Here is a 15,467-nt window from a genome sequence, read left to right as displayed (position 1 = left end):
ATGTAGCAAAAATGAAGAAAGTACTTGTACTCGGAGGAACGCGATTTTTTGGAAAGCGATTAGTCCAGCTTCTCGTTGCAGCTGGGGCAGACGTTACTGTGGCAACGAGGGGGCTTTCCCAAGTGGAGTTGCCTACCTCTGTCAAAAGAATGACGCTTGATCGCGATGACGTCCATTCACTAGCAGTCGCAGGGGAAGAGCAATGGGACGTGGTATACGATAACATCTGTTATTCCTCCCAAAATGCAATGGATGCGTGTAAAGTTTTTCGGGGCAAAGTGGGTACGTACGTTTTGACCTCTACCTTGTCCGTCTATGATTATGCAGAGGAACCATTACAGGAAAAAGCATTTGATCCATACACGTATGAAATCAACCAGAAAACGAGAGACGAGACAACCTATCAAGAGGGGAAACGTCAAGCAGAAGCCGTCTTTTTTCAGGAAAAGGCCTTCCCTGTCGTAGCTGTTCGTTTTCCAATTGTGCTAGCGGAAGACGATTACACACGTCGGCTATGGTTTCATATTGAGCATGTGCAAGAAGAGCAACCGATTGGAATCACGAATCCCACTGCCCGGATGTGTTTCATACATGCACAGGAAGCAGCTCAATTTTTGGCATGGGTGGCGACAACGTCCATCACAGGGCCAGTGAATGCGTGCTCGGATGGGACTGTTTCGCTTGCTGAGCTGATGGAGATGATTGGGCAAACAGTCGGAAAACCTGCCCGAATCGAGCCAACGACAGATGCTTCTGATGCGTCTCCCTTTGGATTTGTAGCATCCTTTTACATGGATAACGGGAAGGCTAAGGCCGCGGGCTTCCCGTTTTGGTCGTTGGATGAATGGTTACCAGCGCTTGTCAAAAAACTAAACGAGGAATAGACCTTTCGAAAAAGCGTGACCTATCTACCTTTTCTTTCGTAGTACTCCATGGTAAGGTAGAGCAGAACATATGTGTCTGTAAGGAACCAGGAGGATCGATCATGAACAAAAATCGCACCAGCAGCCTTGCGATCGTCGCAGCACTATCAGTAGCACTACTCAGCGGATGTGAACCTCCCTCATTAAGTGGATTGTTATCCAGCGAGTCGAATGGACAGTCCGCGGGTGAGGGAACGCAGTCAACGACAGTTGAGCCAAATAACGAGGAGACAGCACGTCCCCAACGGGCATCTCTTGCAGAGACGATAAAAGATGTGGATGGAGTGCCAACCGTTACGAATGAAACAGAGCTCTCGGTTGTCGTAAATAAACAGCGGGCACTGCCTGCCGATTATATTCCACCGGATTTGGTGGAGCCGAATGTGCCGTTTCCTTTTGATGAAAAAGTGGAGAAGCGATTGCTGAGAGCAGAAGCTGCTCAAGCATTAGAAGAGCTGTTTGCCAAAGCAAAGACAGAAGGTATCGAACTGTATGCTGTTTCTGGCTACCGCTCGTATAAGACCCAAAAATCGCTGTACGAAACGTATGTAAGGACGCAAGGTGCTGAACATGCTGCTGCCTACAGTGCCGTACCTGGAAAGAGCGAGCATCAGACTGGTTTAGCTATGGATGTGTCTGGATATGATGCAAGTACACGCTTGGAAGAATCATTTGCTGAGACACCTGAAGGAATATGGCTGGCAGCCAACTGTGCAGACTTTGGGTTCGTTATTCGTTATTTGAAGGGCAAGGAAGATACGACTGGATATGCGTATGAGCCTTGGCATTTGCGTTATGTAGGGAAGGAAATGGCGAAAGAAATTATGGCAGGTGGCCTTACTTTGGAGGATTATTTTTCTGAAGCGGCAATTGCTCACAAATAGCGCCATCGAAAACAAAAGAGCCGCCCCGATAAGGAGCGGCTTTTTGAAGTCTGGATAAATGCTAACGTGGGAGACGGACCTGGGACAGCGGCCAGTATACGACTTCTGCGCGTCCTACTACATGATCCAGTTGAACAGGGCCAATGACGCGGCTGTCCATACTGTTGTTGCGATTATCCCCCATGACAAACACGCTGCCCTCAGGAATCTTCACAGGATCAAAATCTTCGGTTAACGTCACACCTGCTGTAGAGGTTTTGAGCTTGTTTTCGAGCAGATACTCTTCGCTGAGAGGTTGGCCATTGACATACACTTGATCATTTTTGGCTTCAACGGTGTCTCCAGCTACTGCGACCACGCGCTTAATCCAGTTGTCGCCAGTTGCATCTGGATGAACGATGACGATATCGCCAGGCTGCGGTTCTTTGAGGTAGTAAATCGCTTTGTTTACGATGACGCGCTCGCGGTCATGCAGCGTACTTTCCATGGAACGCCCTTGGACAACGTAGGGAGCCATGACAAAGACGTAGATAAAAGCAGTCAATCCGCCAATCAAAACAAACGATTTTAACCAATCGAGCAATTCCACTTTCCATTTTGAGGTAGGGTTGGTTTGTTCCATTGAAATTCTCCTATGTATGTAGATTCTGTGGCAAATATGCCTGGGTCAAATGCCTCGTGTGTATAAGGCTGTCTTCCCATTATACATGCTTTACGAATGGATACGAAAGATGATTCAAGGAAATAATTGGCTGCGTGGGTGAAGAAGGAAAAAGTCTTAACATTATTTTGCAAGCTTACCTATTGTCAGTTTTTCCTGTTTGAGTTAAGATGTTCTTGAAATAAGTTTTACAATAAAAATATTAAGTGGTAAACACTTTGTCTGGCTCATACATATCTTTCGTGAAAAGAAATAATTTCGGGAGTTCTCTTGATCTTCCAGTACTTAAGCTATATAGTTTTATAGTAAAAGTACTTATATTATTAATTTTCCGAAAATAGGTGATGTTGTGAGCAATATGTCCCGTGCCAGTAAACTTGAGGAACTGGATCGAGTATTTGTCGAAATTGCTCGTTTCTTTATTAACAATTGGCTAGAAGAAGAGTCAATCAGTCCGAAGCAGTTTATCCTGCTGCGTGTGCTACATCAAAAAGGACGAAGCACAGTTTCTGAGCTGGCGACCATTTTGAAACTGTCCAATAGTGCCACCACCATTGCACTCAATCGGTTAGTGAAGGCTGGTTTTATCGACCGTGTCCGAGACGAACAGGATCGACGTGTAGTGTGGGTCACATTATCACAACAAGCGATTCCGACTCTGGAAGGACTTTTGTGCGACAGGAGAGCACTCGTAGGAAAGCTGCTGGAGAATCTGAATGATAACGAGTTAGACCAGTTTACGTATTTCCTCAGGAAAATGCAGCAGTCCATATAGACATGGCCATCAAGTTCGGGTCTGGGGACATTCTTGCAAGACAAAAGTGTGTACCGCGGGAATGGGAGTGTACACATATGAAAAAGAAAAGCACACTGATCATGAGTTCTTGTATCTTAGGAGCGGCTCTGTTCACACAAGCTGCATTTGCAGAAGAGGCAGTAAAAGCTACTGAAACGACTACTGCAACAGAAGCAACAACAACGACTACAGAAGAAAAACCTGCAACTGAAGAAAAGCCTGCAACTGAAACAACACCTGCAACTGAAACAACACCTGCACCTACAACAGAAGTAAAACCAGTAGCTCCAGAAACCGTTAACCCTGTTCAAGGGCTGACTCAACAAGGTGGCTGGATCACGATGCCAGGTAAAGATGAGTTCGTACTGGTGAGCGGCCAATACGTTCCAGTAATCTCTACTGTAGCTGGCTGGACAATGATGCCAGGAACAGATCAATTTGTAACAACTAATCGCATCACTCCTGTAAGTGCTCCAGCTGCTGGTTGGACAATGAGTGCACCTGAATCCGATAACAATAAATAATTTCCTTTACAAAAGACGCTTTGTCCCTCGATTGGGCAAGGCGTCTTTTTTTCGGCTAAATCTGGAGATTCCCGTACAAACTATAGCCGATCGAAACCAAAAGGAAGGAGGGACGAAAATGGCAGGTCATGATAAGGATCAGGTTCGATCTAGGGCGAGAGGTTTGAGCACTGAGGATGCAGGCGGAGCCGTCTATTATCAAGAGGCAGACGAATATACGGCTGGTCTGGCTACGACGCAGGAGTTGGTCAGTGACATGTACAAGATGGGAACCATTGAGGACAAGGAACAAACGGTGTAAAAACACAGGAAAAGAGTAAGGTCAGCCTGGATGCAAGAAGGCTGGCCGTTTTCTATTTCGTTGATAAAAAATTTTTTATTGACTTAGTAGATTGTATCGGTAAAAATACAAGAGGAATCAGAAAATTTAAAAAGGATGTGCCACGAATGAGAGACGCACGATTAGATCAATTAGCGTACAATCTGGTTAACTATTCTGTACGAGTACAGCCAGGGGAAAACATTTTGATCAACGCGAAAGGGGACACACCGGATTTGGTGCAAGCCCTCGTGCGTGAGATTTACAAAGCAGGCGGCAGTCCTTATGTTCAATTGATTGATCCCGCCGTAAGCCGAGAAATCGCAATGAATTGCAATGAAGAGCAGTTGAAGACCATGGCTCAACATGAAGTTGAACTCATGGAGAAAATGCAAGGGTACATCGGGATTCGTGCGGCGAATAACATCAATGAGATGGCTGATGTTCCAAGTGACAAGCTGAGCATCTATTCTCGCCTGTATGAGCTGCCAGTGATGAACGTACGCGTGCCTAAAACGAAGTGGGTTGTTCTTCGTTATCCGAATCCTTCCATGGCACAGCTTGCGAACATGTCTACAGCAGCTTTTGAAGATTTTTACTTCCAAGTATGTAACCTGGATTACGCGAAAATGGACAAAGCAATGGACAGTCTGGTTGACTTGATGAATCGCACAGACAAGGTACGCTTGGTAGGACCTGAAACGGATCTCACCTTCTCCATCAAGGACATTCCTGCTGTAAAATGCGCTGGCCTTCGCAATATTCCAGATGGTGAAGTGTATACAGCACCTGTGAAGGACTCCGTAAATGGGGTTATCACTCATAATGCGCCAACACCATACCACGGCTTCACTTTCGAAAATGTTCGTCTGACCTTCAAGGACGGCAAAATTGTGGAGGCAACAGCGAACGATACCGAACGCTTGAATCAAATTTTGGATACGGACGAGGGAGCGCGCTTCGTTGGGGAATTCGCTATCGGTGTGAATCCTTACATTCGCAACCCGATGAAAGATATCTTGTTTGACGAAAAAATAGACGGAAGCTTCCACTTCACGCCTGGTCAATGCTATGACGAAGCATACAATGGCAACAAATCGTCTGTGCACTGGGACATGGTTTCCATCCAACGTCCGGATTGGGGCGGAGGGGAAATCTGGTTTGATGACGTCCTGATTCGCAAAGATGGTCGTTTTGTCATTGCAGAGCTTGAATGTCTGAATCCAGAAAACTTGAAAGGGTAAGGCAAAGCCTACCCAAATCATTTGTCGTACTGACGGAGCCTTTCGTGAGCAAGCATAATATCCATTTCTAGCTGAAATAGCATGTGCAGATTGCTTGAAGGAAGAGTAATTCTGCGTGCTGCGTGGTAGAGAAGTGGCTTGTTTTGTTTGATGACCGTCATGATTTCCACAACCGGAGGAACGACTTGCTTGATTCTTAGCAGACTTTGCAAATAGCGAAGAAAAGTTTGAATACTAGCCTGGTCATCCTTGTTCGGTACCGTTTCAATCAAAGCGAAAAAGTCTCGGACGATGATACGCTTCGTCTCCTGAGGCTCCACTATGGTTGTACGATTCACTTGATCCACCTCGCGGGAAAGAGTAACAGCTTCTTTTCTTTTCCCGCTGAATGACAAGTGATAAACCTTTTGCACGATAAAAAGTCTTTGGCATGTGCATGTGCCAAAGACTTTTCGTTTTTATGACTCACGATGACCAGCGTAGATGCTTGCTTCTTCCAGGGGAATCCGTATACGCAGGAGCAGCCAGGCATTCAAGAGAGAAAACGTCAGGGCAGTTGTCACAGCGGAAAATGTCAGGGGGAGTAGGAGCAACTCAAGTGATACGACCAAGTAGTTGGGGTGACGAATGAACCGATACGGACCTCGCTTGATCGGAGCCTCGCCCGGGAGTATGAAGATGCGGGTATTCCATCGCTTGCCCAGGCTGCGAATACACCAGTAACGAAGTCCTTGCGCGATTAAAAACAGGCTGAACGGAGCCGCCCACCACGAGGGGAGAACCATGGCACTGCTTTTGCTCACCACTTCGAAAATAAGCGAGAGAAAAAAGAGAAGATGAAGAAGGACGATGTATTTGTAATGACTCGCCCCAACCTCGTAGCCACCTTTTGACCGGATAAAGCGGGCATTCCTCACGGCAACGAGAAGCTCGACCAGTCGCTGCAACACGACTGCACACATAACGACTCCAAAGAAGAGCAACATGACTATCTCGCCTCCAGAAGTAACAGCTCGGAGCTAAATCCAGGTCCAAGTGCAGCGACCAAACCGCGATCTCCCGGCTCCCACGCCCTCTCCATGCTCTTTTCCAAGACGAACAGAACCGTAGGAGAAGACATGTTTCCAAAATTGGTTAAGACATCTTCAGAAAAACGAGTGGCTTCTGTACCAATGCCCAGAGACCGCTGGTAAGCCGTTAATACCTTGGCTCCACCTGGATGGAAAATGAAATGACGCAGATGATCGATAGACATCCCATGCGGTGACAAAAAGCTCTCGACGTTTTCTCGCATCGAAGAACGAATGAGAGTAGGGATGTCGCGAGAGAAAATGACTTTTAACCCCGGATCGGTCAATTCCCATCCCATGACATCTACGGTGTCCGGCCATGTTGTTGTTCGTGCATCACAAAATTGAACCTTGGGTGCGTCAGAAGAAGACAAGACTTGGTCGCCTTCTATCAATACGGCTGCAGCTCCATCTCCAAAAAGGCACGTTGCGACCAAATTGCTTTTGGACAAATCTTGTCGGATGAAGGTCAAGCCGCACAGTTCTACGCTCACAAGCAATACTCGCCGCGAGGGAAAAGCTTGGGTGTATTCACATGCCCGCGACAATCCCATCGCACCACCAGCACAGCCCAGGCCCCACAACGGGACACGGGTTACTTGTGGACGGAGTCCTAAACGGTGGAGCAAGCGGGAATCAAGGCTTGGAGTAGCAATACCAGTGCTTGATACAAACATCAGACAATCGATGGAAGAAGGCTCGACACCAGCTTTTGTCAAACACTTTCGGGCTGCTTCCTCTGCCAAGGCTTCGGCATGTTCGATATACAGCTGATTTTTCTCTGCAAAGGGCCGGTCCTCCAAAAACCAATCCATTGGCATACTAAAATGCCGCTTCTGAATGTGACTGTGTGCAAAGACGTGTAACAAACGGTCTATATCGGGAAAAGCATCTTGAAAAAATAGGCGTGCTAGCTTCATGGAATCCTCTTGTGTAATCTCGTGGGAAGGTACTGCTGTAGCCACTGCTTCAATACGGGGCATACATTCATTCACTCCCGTCTGTTTTTATTAGCCATTAGCTTATCCCTTCCAATTGGTTCCAATTCATCGGCAGTTTCGTGGTTTTGCTTGAACTTACAAAAAAAGATAGGTAAAATATTCCTTATTATATGAAAAAAGACCTACTATAAATTTCATTAGATAGGTCTAATGTACGAATTGAAAGAGGTACATCGGATAGATCGGGGGTAGTGTACTTTGGGTTCGCGCTGGATTAGTTTGGGAATGTCCTGTGTGATCATCTCGGTTTGGCTGATCGGATACGGATTGCCGACGGATGAGAGTATGATTGTCTTTCTTTTACTTGTGGCTGTCATTCAGACGCTTGCTGCCTATCAAATAGGGAAGTATGTAGATCAGTTGCGGCAGATGGCTTATCACGATTCACTTACAGGCGTTCTCGTCAATCGTAGATTTCTGGACAAGCTGGTCGAAGAAGTGGAGTTGGCAAAAAGTAATCATCAATCTGTTACTCTATTGTTTATCGATTTGGATAATTTCAAAATATTCAATGATTCATATGGTCATTTGGAAGGTGACCGACTCCTTTGCCAATTTGCAGGGCTTTTGCAGGCAAGTGTACGAAAACAAGATACGGTTGGAAGATGGGGTGGGGAAGAATTCGTCGTTTTGTTAACGCATACCGACACAATGAGAGGACTCGCAATCGGAGAACGAATTCAAAATCAAGTCCGACACGCTCTTTCAGGTGTCACGGTCAGTATCGGAGTAGCCTCGTATCCTCACCATGCTTCAACAGCGGAAGAGTTAGCGAAAAAAGCAGATATGCTTATGTATGAAGCGAAAAAAAGGAAAGACTGCATGATGGTCGCCTCGAATGAAAAGATAAATATTGGCAAAACTAACACTCGTCAGCTCACTTGACACGGGTGTTTTTTTGATTGTAAAGAGCATTTACAAAAACTTAATAATTCCTTAAAGAAAAATATACACACTTGACCTTGATTTTAAATTTACGGAAACAATAACTTTCGATATAATCTGTTAGGTGTCATTTATTCAAAGGAGTGAAGAAGTCCCGTATGTTGAAATCAAACAAGTATATCTTCTTTGATCTGTTCGAGCAGCAGATTGCCACTGTGCACAAAGGAACTCATCTTTTCTATGAAATGATAGGAAACTATCAAGATCTAGAAACAAAGGTTAAGGCAATCAAGGCTGTCGAGAAAGAAGGAGACGAAATCGTTCGTCGTATCATGAACGAGTTGAACTCTACTTTTATCACTCCGCTTGAGCGTGAAGACATTCACCAGCTCGCTCATACGATGGACTCGATGATCGACTACATTGACGGTGTCGCTGATCGTATGTATCTGTACCAAGTGACTCAACCAGATCCACGTGTATTGGCACAAGCCAATATTTTGGTGAAATGCTCGGCTAAGCTGATCGAGCTGATTCGCACACTGCGCAAGCTGGATCATAAAGTTGTTACACAAATCGCTGGGGAAATCAAAGACTTGGAGCATGAATCTGACTCCAACTACCGTAAAATGGTATCTGATTTGTTGAATTCTCCTGATACCAACCCAATGGAAGCGATCAAACTCAAAGAGATTTATGATAAACTCGAAGACTGTGCTGACTTCGCTGAGGACGTCTCCAACCTGGTAGAAGGGATCGTGTTAAAGAATGCCTGATCTTTCGCCAGAGGTGATTATTCTCGTACTCGTCGTCATCATGGCGCTAGCTTTTGACTTTATCAATGGTTTTCATGATACGGCGAACGCGATTGCGACTTCTGTTTCGACGCGTGCATTAAGTCCGAAAACCGCGATTATTATTGCATCCGTGTGTAACTTGCTTGGGGCACTCTCGTATACGGGTGTAGCGAAGACAATCGGGGGAGGCATTACCGATCCATTCAAGCTGGAAAATGGATTGGTCGTCGTTTTGGCCGCGTTGACATCTGCGATTTTGTGGAACCTAATCACCTGGTGGTTCGGAATTCCTAGCTCGTCCTCGCACGCGATTATCGGAGGCGTTGCAGGTGCTGCTTTTGGTGCCGCAGGAAGTGGTGCCATTAACTGGTCAGGCTTCATTAGCATTATCCAAGCGTTGATCGTATCCCCGCTTGTTGCGTTTGCTGTTGGTTTTGTCGTGATCAAGCTTGTTTCTTGGTTTGTTCGTAACTCAGCGTACCACAAAACCAATCGAGGTTTCCGTTCGATGCAAGTAGTGTCAGCAGCTTGGCAGGCCTTCAGCCATGGAGCCAACGATGCGCAAAAAACAATGGGCGTAATCACCCTTGCTCTGATTTCAGGTGGATTCTTGATTCAAGCACCGGGCGAATTCGTCATTCCACTGTGGGTAAAACTATCAGCTGCTGTTGCAATGGCTTTAGGTACAGCCTTTGGTGGATGGCGTATCATCAAGACCTTGGGTGGTAAGATTATGAAAATCAAGCCAGTTTCCGGTTTCTCAGCAGACTTGTCTTCTGCCTTGATTATCACAATCTTTACAGCTTTGAAACTGCCGGTGAGCACAACGCACGTCATCACATCCGCCATCTTGGGGGTTGGGGCATCGCAAAAGCTGAACGCAGTAAAATGGGGCTTGGCTGGCCGAATCTTGGTCACTTGGGTCATTACCCTTCCGATTACAGGACTTTTGGCTGCTGCATGCTACGTCGTATTTGACGTATTCCTGTAGAGCTACATCCTTATACAACAGACAACAGACAACAGACACCTTTCCGTGTAGTAGAGTACGCGGGAAGGTGTCTTTTTCATTAACTTGATCCAGTTAAACGCTCCCATAAACCGGGCTTGGGTTTAATTTGCACGAGGCGTACCGCAGAGAATGGGATATAGTCAAGCGAGCCATCCCGTTCTTCAATTAATATCCCATTTTGGCTGTAATCATACAATTTGCCTTCTGCAAATGCAGATAATCCTTGACCGATCATATCAGGAGCAAAATGAATACGTACGTAGCGATCGAGATACTCTTCCAAAATTCCATCATCCATGTGATTCCCCTCCTTTTTTCATTCTTTCTCCTAGTTATTACCTGCATTGCGACAATTCAGACAAGGTAAAGAAAAAACCACCCAGTCGGACTGACCTGAGTGGTAATGGATATGGCATGTTGACACTATTCAATCGAGTTTTGGGAATGTCCTGTCTGCTTGCTTTTGCGTGCAAACACGAGCATCAAGATGACACCGGCAGCAATTAAGCACAGACTGACTAATTGAGCGACACGCAGAGTATCTGCTATTAACAGACTGTCTGTACGCATTCCCTCAATGTAAAAGCGACCGAGTGAATACAGGATCATGTAGCTGAACAAGACCTGCCCATCGAATTTTTTGAATCGGTACAGCATGAACATGAGAACGGCGAAAACGAAAAGGTTCCAGATCGATTCATACAAAAACGTAGGATGGTAATATTGTCCGCCGATAAACATTTGTTCACGGATGAATGCAGGGAACTTTTCCATAAACTCAGCAGAGACGGGACCACCATGGGCTTCCTGGTTGATAAAGTTACCCCAACGTCCGATGGCTTGACCCAAGATAACACTTGGCATAAAAATGTCAGCCAAACGTAGGAACGGCAGATTATGTTTTCGAATATACCAGCTTCCTGCCAGAACACCACCGATTAATCCACCGTGAATAGCCAAGCCGCCTTGCCAAACTGCGAAGATGTCCAGTGGATTGTCTTTGTACTGCTCCCATTCAAACGTAACATAATACAATCTTGCACAAACGATGGCTGCTGGAATGATCAGAACCACCATGTTCAAGACGTGATCAGGATCAATGCCAGAACGTTTGGAATTGTAGCGAGCGAGATAAGTACCCAAGAAAAACGCCAGCCCCATAATAATGCCATACCAGTGAATCTTTAAGGGGCCGATTGCAATTGCGATCGGATCGATCATGAATGTGCCTCCTTGCCTCAAAACATCTGTGCCAAGTATAGCACAAATGGGCTGCTGGATTCCAACTAATGGCTTACTGGGACTGCAAAAAGCCGAGGATGGCATCAAGGGAGGCTCGTTTCGTCGGAGTAGATACGGATGAGAATAAATCTCCGAATGTTTCCAGCCGTTTGGGTACCGTATAAACGGTGAAGTCTGTGGGATGAGAATGGGGAACCTCCTCCCACAGGAGTGGTGTTGATACGGTTGCCTGTTCTTTTGCACGAGTTGAATAAGGGGCTGGCAACGTTTTTCCTCGCCAATGTTGCAAATAGTCAATGTACAGCTTATCTCCCCGATTCTTCACCAAGCGCTCGATGGTTACTAGTGATGGATGCTTGCTGACTAGATAGGATGCGATGAAATGTCCGACCTGGCGCGTCTGTTCAAACGTATAGCGGAGTTCAATCGGAACGTATACTTGCAAGCCGCTGGAACCAGATGTTTTGACCCAGGAAGGCAGCTGTAATTCATCGAGCAGCTGTTTCAACAAGAGGGCAGACTCTATCACAACGGCAAAATCATCTGTTGAAGGATCGAGGTCAAATACGAGCTCTGTCGGAGTCTCATCCGTGGCGAGGTGAAAGGAGACGTGCCACTCCAATGCTGCTTGATTTGCCATCCACACGAGTGTCGCCCGGTCATTGCACAGTACGTAATGAACATTTTCCCACGTGTGCGTTTGGATCCAGTCAGGCGCATAGTCAGGGGCGTTTTTTTGATAGAAGTGCTTGTCGCCAACTCCGTGAGGGTAGCGAATGACGGTTAAGAGCCGATCCTTGCTATACCGTAGGAGTGGGGCTGAGACAATCAGCAAATAGCGCAAGTAATCTAGCTTGGTTACCTTGGCTTGTGGCCATAGAGGCTTGTCAGGATTTGTAATGGACAATGTGTGATTGTCGATCGTCAGCTCGTACTCTTTTGTTGCAGGACGCAATGATGTCTTCACCTTCTTTTTAAAAGGGATAGGTGTTCCTACTATCTCCCATCCGAGTTTCTCTATGTAAAAGGAATACCTCTTTGCATATATTTCCTGCCAATCAACCATAATACGGGTAGCTTTCCAGTGGTTGGGTTGGTGATGAAATGAAATTCAAGAAGAAAGATAAAATGAAAGAACTGATTGAGACAATGAATGCCTGCAGCTTGATTGAGTTGGAGGGTATACCGATTTCGCCTCAATTGGGAGAGAACATAGATCTGATGAAAAAAATGTTCTCTGATTGCTCCGATTTTGTCATACGAGAATTCCGTCAAAAAAACAGTGTCCGTGCGATTGCTGTCTTCGTAGATGGGCTGATTGATACCAAAGAGGTCAATTCTGCGCTGAAATCGTTAATGGTGCTTGAAGACGGCGATCAAGATATAAAAGTGATAGAAGAGTCACTTTTGCCCGTTTCCCAGATGGGAAGAGTAGACGATTATAAAAAGCTGCTACAAGCTGTGCTTTCAGGTGATACAGGCATTCTTGTTGAGGGCAACACAGAAGCACTCACGCTGGGCATTCGTGGAGCAGAAAAACGCTCCGTTAACGAACCAGAAGGAGAAGCTGTCGTACGGGGGCCACGTGAAGGCTTTATCGAAAATATTCGCACGAACACATCAATGCTGCGGCGCAAATTGCGAACACCTCGATTGAAAATGAAGTCCTTGGTAGTTGGACGTGAGACGAACACCAATCTGGTGGTTGCCTTTCTTGATGGGATTGCTGATCCAGAGATCGTACAGGAGGTCACTGGTCGAATCAGCAAGATCAATATGGATGCTGTGCTGGAAAGCGGATATATCGAAGAGATGATCCAGGATAACTTGTACTCGCCTTTCCCTCAGGTTATGTATTCAGAGCGCCCAGACACGGTTGCTGCGGCATTGCTAGAGGGGCGTGTCGCGATATTTGTGGATGGGACACCGATGGTTTTGATAGTGCCTGTTACGTTTTGGATGATGATGCAGGCCAGCGAGGATTATTACGAGCGATTTCAAATGGCTACCCTTGTTCGACTGCTGCGATATGTATTTCTCATCATTTCGCTCATTACCCCTGCTTTATATGTGGCCATTACGACTTATCATCAACAGATGCTACCGACCACCCTCCTTTTAAGTATTGCGGCTGCGCGCGAGTCCATTCCTTTTCCTGCTATTGTGGAGGCTTTTATCATGGAAATTTCTTTTGAAGCCTTGCGAGAAGCGGGGATTCGTCTTCCGAAAACGGTCGGGCAAGCCGTCAGTATTTTAGGTGCGCTGGTCGTTGGTCAGGCAGCGGTGCAGGCAGGGATTGTTTCTGCTCCCATGGTTATCGTCGTATCGCTAACGGGGATTGCCTCGTTTACGATCCCGCATTTTAATGCATCGATTTCATTGCGAATGCTGCGTTTTCCGATCATGATTGCGGCTTCGATCCTCGGCATCTATGGAATGCTAGTAGCGTTATTGCTCATCCTTGGTCATATGGCCAACCTGCGTTCTTTTGGTGTCCCTTATTTATCGCCGCTAGGCCCGATGTCGATCGGTGATCTCAAAGACGTACTGATGAGGGCTCCATGGTCGATGATGGAAAAACGCCCAAGCTTTTTGGGCGTTCAAAATGCAAGGCGTATGAACGATGGTTATGCTAATTCTATTCAGCAAAGAGGAGGGCAATCAGGGGTGACAGGCAACCGTCATCCAAACGAGGAGGGACAATCGTGAAGGCTGTGACCCGCATATTGGTGGTGTCGCTCTGCATGTTCCTAGTATCTGGATGTTGGGATCGCCGTGAAGTAAATGATATGGCCATCGTCATTGCAATGGCGATGGATAAGGAACCAGACGGCAGGTATCGGTTATCCATTCAGGTCCCCCTGGTCAGTAGCCTAGGTGCCCAGTCCGGAGGCGGTGGTGGGACGAGTGGTGATAAGAGCTATTACGTTGATTCCGCCGTAGGCAGGACAATTCGGGAAGCGAATGGTTTGATCCAAGCCAGAATGTCTAGAGAAATTTACTACTCCCATCACCGGATGATCGTCATAGGCGAAGAACTGGCAAAGGACGGAATGTCGGAAGTGCTGGATATTGTGTCGCGCTTTCCAGAAAACAGACTAACAGCTTACATTGTCATGACAAAAGGTAAAGGAATCGAATTATTAACCGCACAGCCGCAATTTGAACGTTTTTCGGGAGAAGCGATGCGTGAGTTGGTCAAGATGGGCGGCATTACAGTAACATTGAAGGATGTGGCCCAAATGCTCGGTACACCAGGGGTTGATGCCATTTTACCCGTTCTGGCAGCAGTGGATTCTCATCCGAAAGGAAAGTCAAAAGAAATAGAGGCGACGGGGGTAGGCATATTTCGACAGGACAAGCTCGTAGCGATCGCGAAGCCCAAAGAACTGCTCGGCTTGCGATTGTTCCAACGCGATTTTACACCGTTTTCTGTTGTAGTGTCCCTTAACAAGCACGAACGGCTTACGATAACTCTTTCGAAAGGAAGGGCGAATATCAAGCCTGTGATCAAGAAAGGCCACATCCATTTCAAAATTGACCTCTACGCTTCTGCTGTTGTAGTGGAGAATCTGTCAAACCTCGATCTCGAGGAAGAGAAAAATATTAATATGCTGCAAGCGAAGCTCGTCGAGCAAATCAATAACGGTGTGAATCATATGATGAAAACAATCCAACAGAAACAATCAGACTTTATTGGGTTGGGAATCGCATTGTCAAGGAACTATCCGCAAGAGTGGCGAAACCGATATCGGAACAGGTGGAATAAGGAGCTTCCGAAAATCACATATGAAATCCGATCGAAAGTGCACATGGCCAATTTCGGACAGACAACGAAAAATATAACCCAAGGTGAAGATGATCATGAATAGAATATTTCTGGTCTTTTTTGTCTTCATGCTGTTACTTTCCTTTGGAGAATTCATCTTGAAGCGAAAAGGAATGGACGGGAGACAGCAGCGAGTCATCGCTATTTTCTACGTTTTAACCATTCTTTGTCTGATTGCTTTACAATTCCAGTATTATCAAGTGTTACCCACGAGTAATTTGATGAACTTTCTATCTCCTCATGTGAAGTGGTGGGTGGATCAGTTCGTATAAGGAGGCCC

General features: G+C 46.2%; 19 protein-coding genes. 12 read left to right on the top strand and 7 right to left on the bottom strand.

What is annotated here, in order from left to right:
- The first annotated feature begins 11 nt into the window (after window positions 1-11).
- Window positions 12-884: an NAD-dependent epimerase/dehydratase family protein gene (locus HPY28_RS05930; RefSeq protein WP_174230232.1), complete on the top strand. Its 873-nt coding sequence runs from the start codon at window positions 12-14 to the stop codon at window positions 882-884.
- A gap of 101 nt (window positions 885-985) precedes the next feature.
- On the top strand, window positions 986-1,807 hold the full coding sequence (locus HPY28_RS05925; RefSeq protein ID WP_017249409.1) for a M15 family metallopeptidase: 822 nt from the start codon (window positions 986-988) through the stop codon (window positions 1,805-1,807).
- A 61-nt stretch (window positions 1,808-1,868) separates the two neighbouring features.
- Here HPY28_RS05925 and lepB read toward each other — a convergent pair whose 3' ends face one another.
- Window positions 1,869-2,429 (bottom strand): signal peptidase I, encoded by a 561-nt coding sequence (lepB, locus tag HPY28_RS05920; protein WP_017249408.1) that lies wholly within the window; start codon window positions 2,427-2,429, stop codon window positions 1,869-1,871.
- 388 nt (window positions 2,430-2,817) lie between these two features.
- Between lepB and HPY28_RS05915 the strand changes: the two genes are divergently transcribed.
- The 4 genes from HPY28_RS05915 (at window position 2,818) to HPY28_RS05900 (ending at window position 5,351) form a co-directional block, all read left to right on the top strand.
- Window positions 2,818-3,243, top strand: coding sequence for a MarR family winged helix-turn-helix transcriptional regulator (locus HPY28_RS05915; RefSeq protein WP_017249407.1), 426 nt, complete (start codon window positions 2,818-2,820; stop codon window positions 3,241-3,243).
- Between the two features lie 77 nt (window positions 3,244-3,320).
- Window positions 3,321-3,788, top strand: coding sequence for a hypothetical protein (locus HPY28_RS05910; RefSeq protein ID WP_017249406.1), 468 nt, complete (start codon window positions 3,321-3,323; stop codon window positions 3,786-3,788).
- A gap of 118 nt (window positions 3,789-3,906) precedes the next feature.
- The gene (locus HPY28_RS05905) at window positions 3,907-4,089 is read left to right on the top strand and encodes a YozQ family protein (RefSeq protein ID WP_017249405.1); all 183 of its coding nucleotides are present in this window, start codon (window positions 3,907-3,909) and stop codon (window positions 4,087-4,089) included.
- A 146-nt stretch (window positions 4,090-4,235) separates the two neighbouring features.
- The gene (locus tag HPY28_RS05900) at window positions 4,236-5,351 is read left to right on the top strand and encodes an aminopeptidase (protein ID WP_017249404.1); all 1,116 of its coding nucleotides are present in this window, start codon (window positions 4,236-4,238) and stop codon (window positions 5,349-5,351) included.
- Between the two features lie 17 nt (window positions 5,352-5,368).
- Here the strand turns inward: HPY28_RS05900 and HPY28_RS05895 are convergent, their stop codons facing one another.
- The 3 genes from HPY28_RS05895 to HPY28_RS05885 all read right to left on the bottom strand — a co-directional run bounded on the left by HPY28_RS05895 (window position 5,369) and on the right by HPY28_RS05885 (window position 7,404).
- Window positions 5,369-5,689: a hypothetical protein gene (locus HPY28_RS05895; protein WP_026043151.1), complete on the bottom strand. Its 321-nt coding sequence runs from the start codon at window positions 5,687-5,689 to the stop codon at window positions 5,369-5,371.
- Between the two features lie 120 nt (window positions 5,690-5,809).
- A complete protein-coding gene (locus HPY28_RS05890) occupies window positions 5,810-6,337 on the bottom strand; it encodes an isoprenylcysteine carboxyl methyltransferase family protein (RefSeq protein WP_174230231.1) in 528 nt (175 codons plus the stop codon).
- Window positions 6,338-6,339: 2 nt separating this feature from the next.
- The gene (locus HPY28_RS05885) at window positions 6,340-7,404 is read right to left on the bottom strand and encodes a type III polyketide synthase (RefSeq protein WP_173622110.1); all 1,065 of its coding nucleotides are present in this window, start codon (window positions 7,402-7,404) and stop codon (window positions 6,340-6,342) included.
- 216 nt (window positions 7,405-7,620) lie between these two features.
- On the opposite strand from HPY28_RS05885, the gene HPY28_RS05880 reads away from it, so the two are divergent.
- The 3 genes from HPY28_RS05880 to HPY28_RS05870 all read left to right on the top strand — a co-directional run bounded on the left by HPY28_RS05880 (window position 7,621) and on the right by HPY28_RS05870 (window position 10,095).
- Window positions 7,621-8,307 (top strand): GGDEF domain-containing protein, encoded by a 687-nt coding sequence (locus HPY28_RS05880; RefSeq protein WP_017249400.1) that lies wholly within the window; start codon window positions 7,621-7,623, stop codon window positions 8,305-8,307.
- Window positions 8,308-8,465: 158 nt separating this feature from the next.
- Entirely contained in the window at window positions 8,466-9,083 is a 618-nt protein-coding gene (locus HPY28_RS05875) for a DUF47 domain-containing protein (RefSeq protein WP_007728239.1), read from the top strand.
- Complete coding sequence (locus tag HPY28_RS05870; protein WP_017249399.1) at window positions 9,076-10,095, top strand: inorganic phosphate transporter; 1,020 nt, start codon at window positions 9,076-9,078, stop codon at window positions 10,093-10,095. The genes HPY28_RS05875 and HPY28_RS05870 overlap by 8 nt, the downstream gene beginning before the upstream one ends.
- 79 nt (window positions 10,096-10,174) lie before the next feature.
- On the opposite strand, the gene HPY28_RS05865 is transcribed toward HPY28_RS05870, so the two are convergent.
- The 3 genes from HPY28_RS05865 to ligD form a co-directional block, all read right to left on the bottom strand.
- Window positions 10,175-10,414, bottom strand: coding sequence for a hypothetical protein (locus tag HPY28_RS05865; protein WP_017249398.1), 240 nt, complete (start codon window positions 10,412-10,414; stop codon window positions 10,175-10,177).
- 125 nt (window positions 10,415-10,539) lie between these two features.
- Window positions 10,540-11,337, bottom strand: coding sequence for a prolipoprotein diacylglyceryl transferase (gene lgt / locus HPY28_RS05860; RefSeq protein ID WP_017249397.1), 798 nt, complete (start codon window positions 11,335-11,337; stop codon window positions 10,540-10,542).
- Between the two features lie 73 nt (window positions 11,338-11,410).
- Window positions 11,411-12,313 carry a non-homologous end-joining DNA ligase gene (ligD, locus tag HPY28_RS05855; protein ID WP_017249396.1) on the bottom strand — a complete coding sequence of 301 codons (903 nt, stop codon included), beginning with the start codon at window positions 12,311-12,313 and terminating at the stop codon, window positions 11,411-11,413.
- Between the two features lie 149 nt (window positions 12,314-12,462).
- On the opposite strand from ligD, the gene HPY28_RS05850 reads away from it, so the two are divergent.
- Genes HPY28_RS05850 through HPY28_RS05840 form a run of 3 tightly spaced genes read left to right on the top strand, consistent with a single transcriptional unit; the run spans window position 12,463 to window position 15,459 of the window.
- The gene (locus HPY28_RS05850; protein ID WP_017249395.1) at window positions 12,463-14,067 is read left to right on the top strand and encodes a spore germination protein; all 1,605 of its coding nucleotides are present in this window, start codon (window positions 12,463-12,465) and stop codon (window positions 14,065-14,067) included.
- Window positions 14,064-15,230, top strand: a complete 1,167-nt coding sequence (locus tag HPY28_RS05845) for a Ger(x)C family spore germination protein (RefSeq protein ID WP_017249394.1) — start codon at window positions 14,064-14,066, stop codon at window positions 15,228-15,230. The genes HPY28_RS05850 and HPY28_RS05845 overlap by 4 nt, the downstream gene beginning before the upstream one ends.
- The gene (locus tag HPY28_RS05840) at window positions 15,223-15,459 is read left to right on the top strand and encodes a hypothetical protein (RefSeq protein WP_017249393.1); all 237 of its coding nucleotides are present in this window, start codon (window positions 15,223-15,225) and stop codon (window positions 15,457-15,459) included. The genes HPY28_RS05845 and HPY28_RS05840 overlap by 8 nt, the downstream gene beginning before the upstream one ends.
- Window positions 15,460-15,467: the final 8 nt, after the last annotated feature.

Source organism: Brevibacillus sp. HB1.2, from assembly GCF_013332495.1.
In the GTDB taxonomy this organism is placed as follows: domain Bacteria; phylum Bacillota; class Bacilli; order Brevibacillales; family Brevibacillaceae; genus Brevibacillus; species Brevibacillus porteri.
This window is presented reverse-complemented; position numbering and strand designations above follow the sequence as displayed.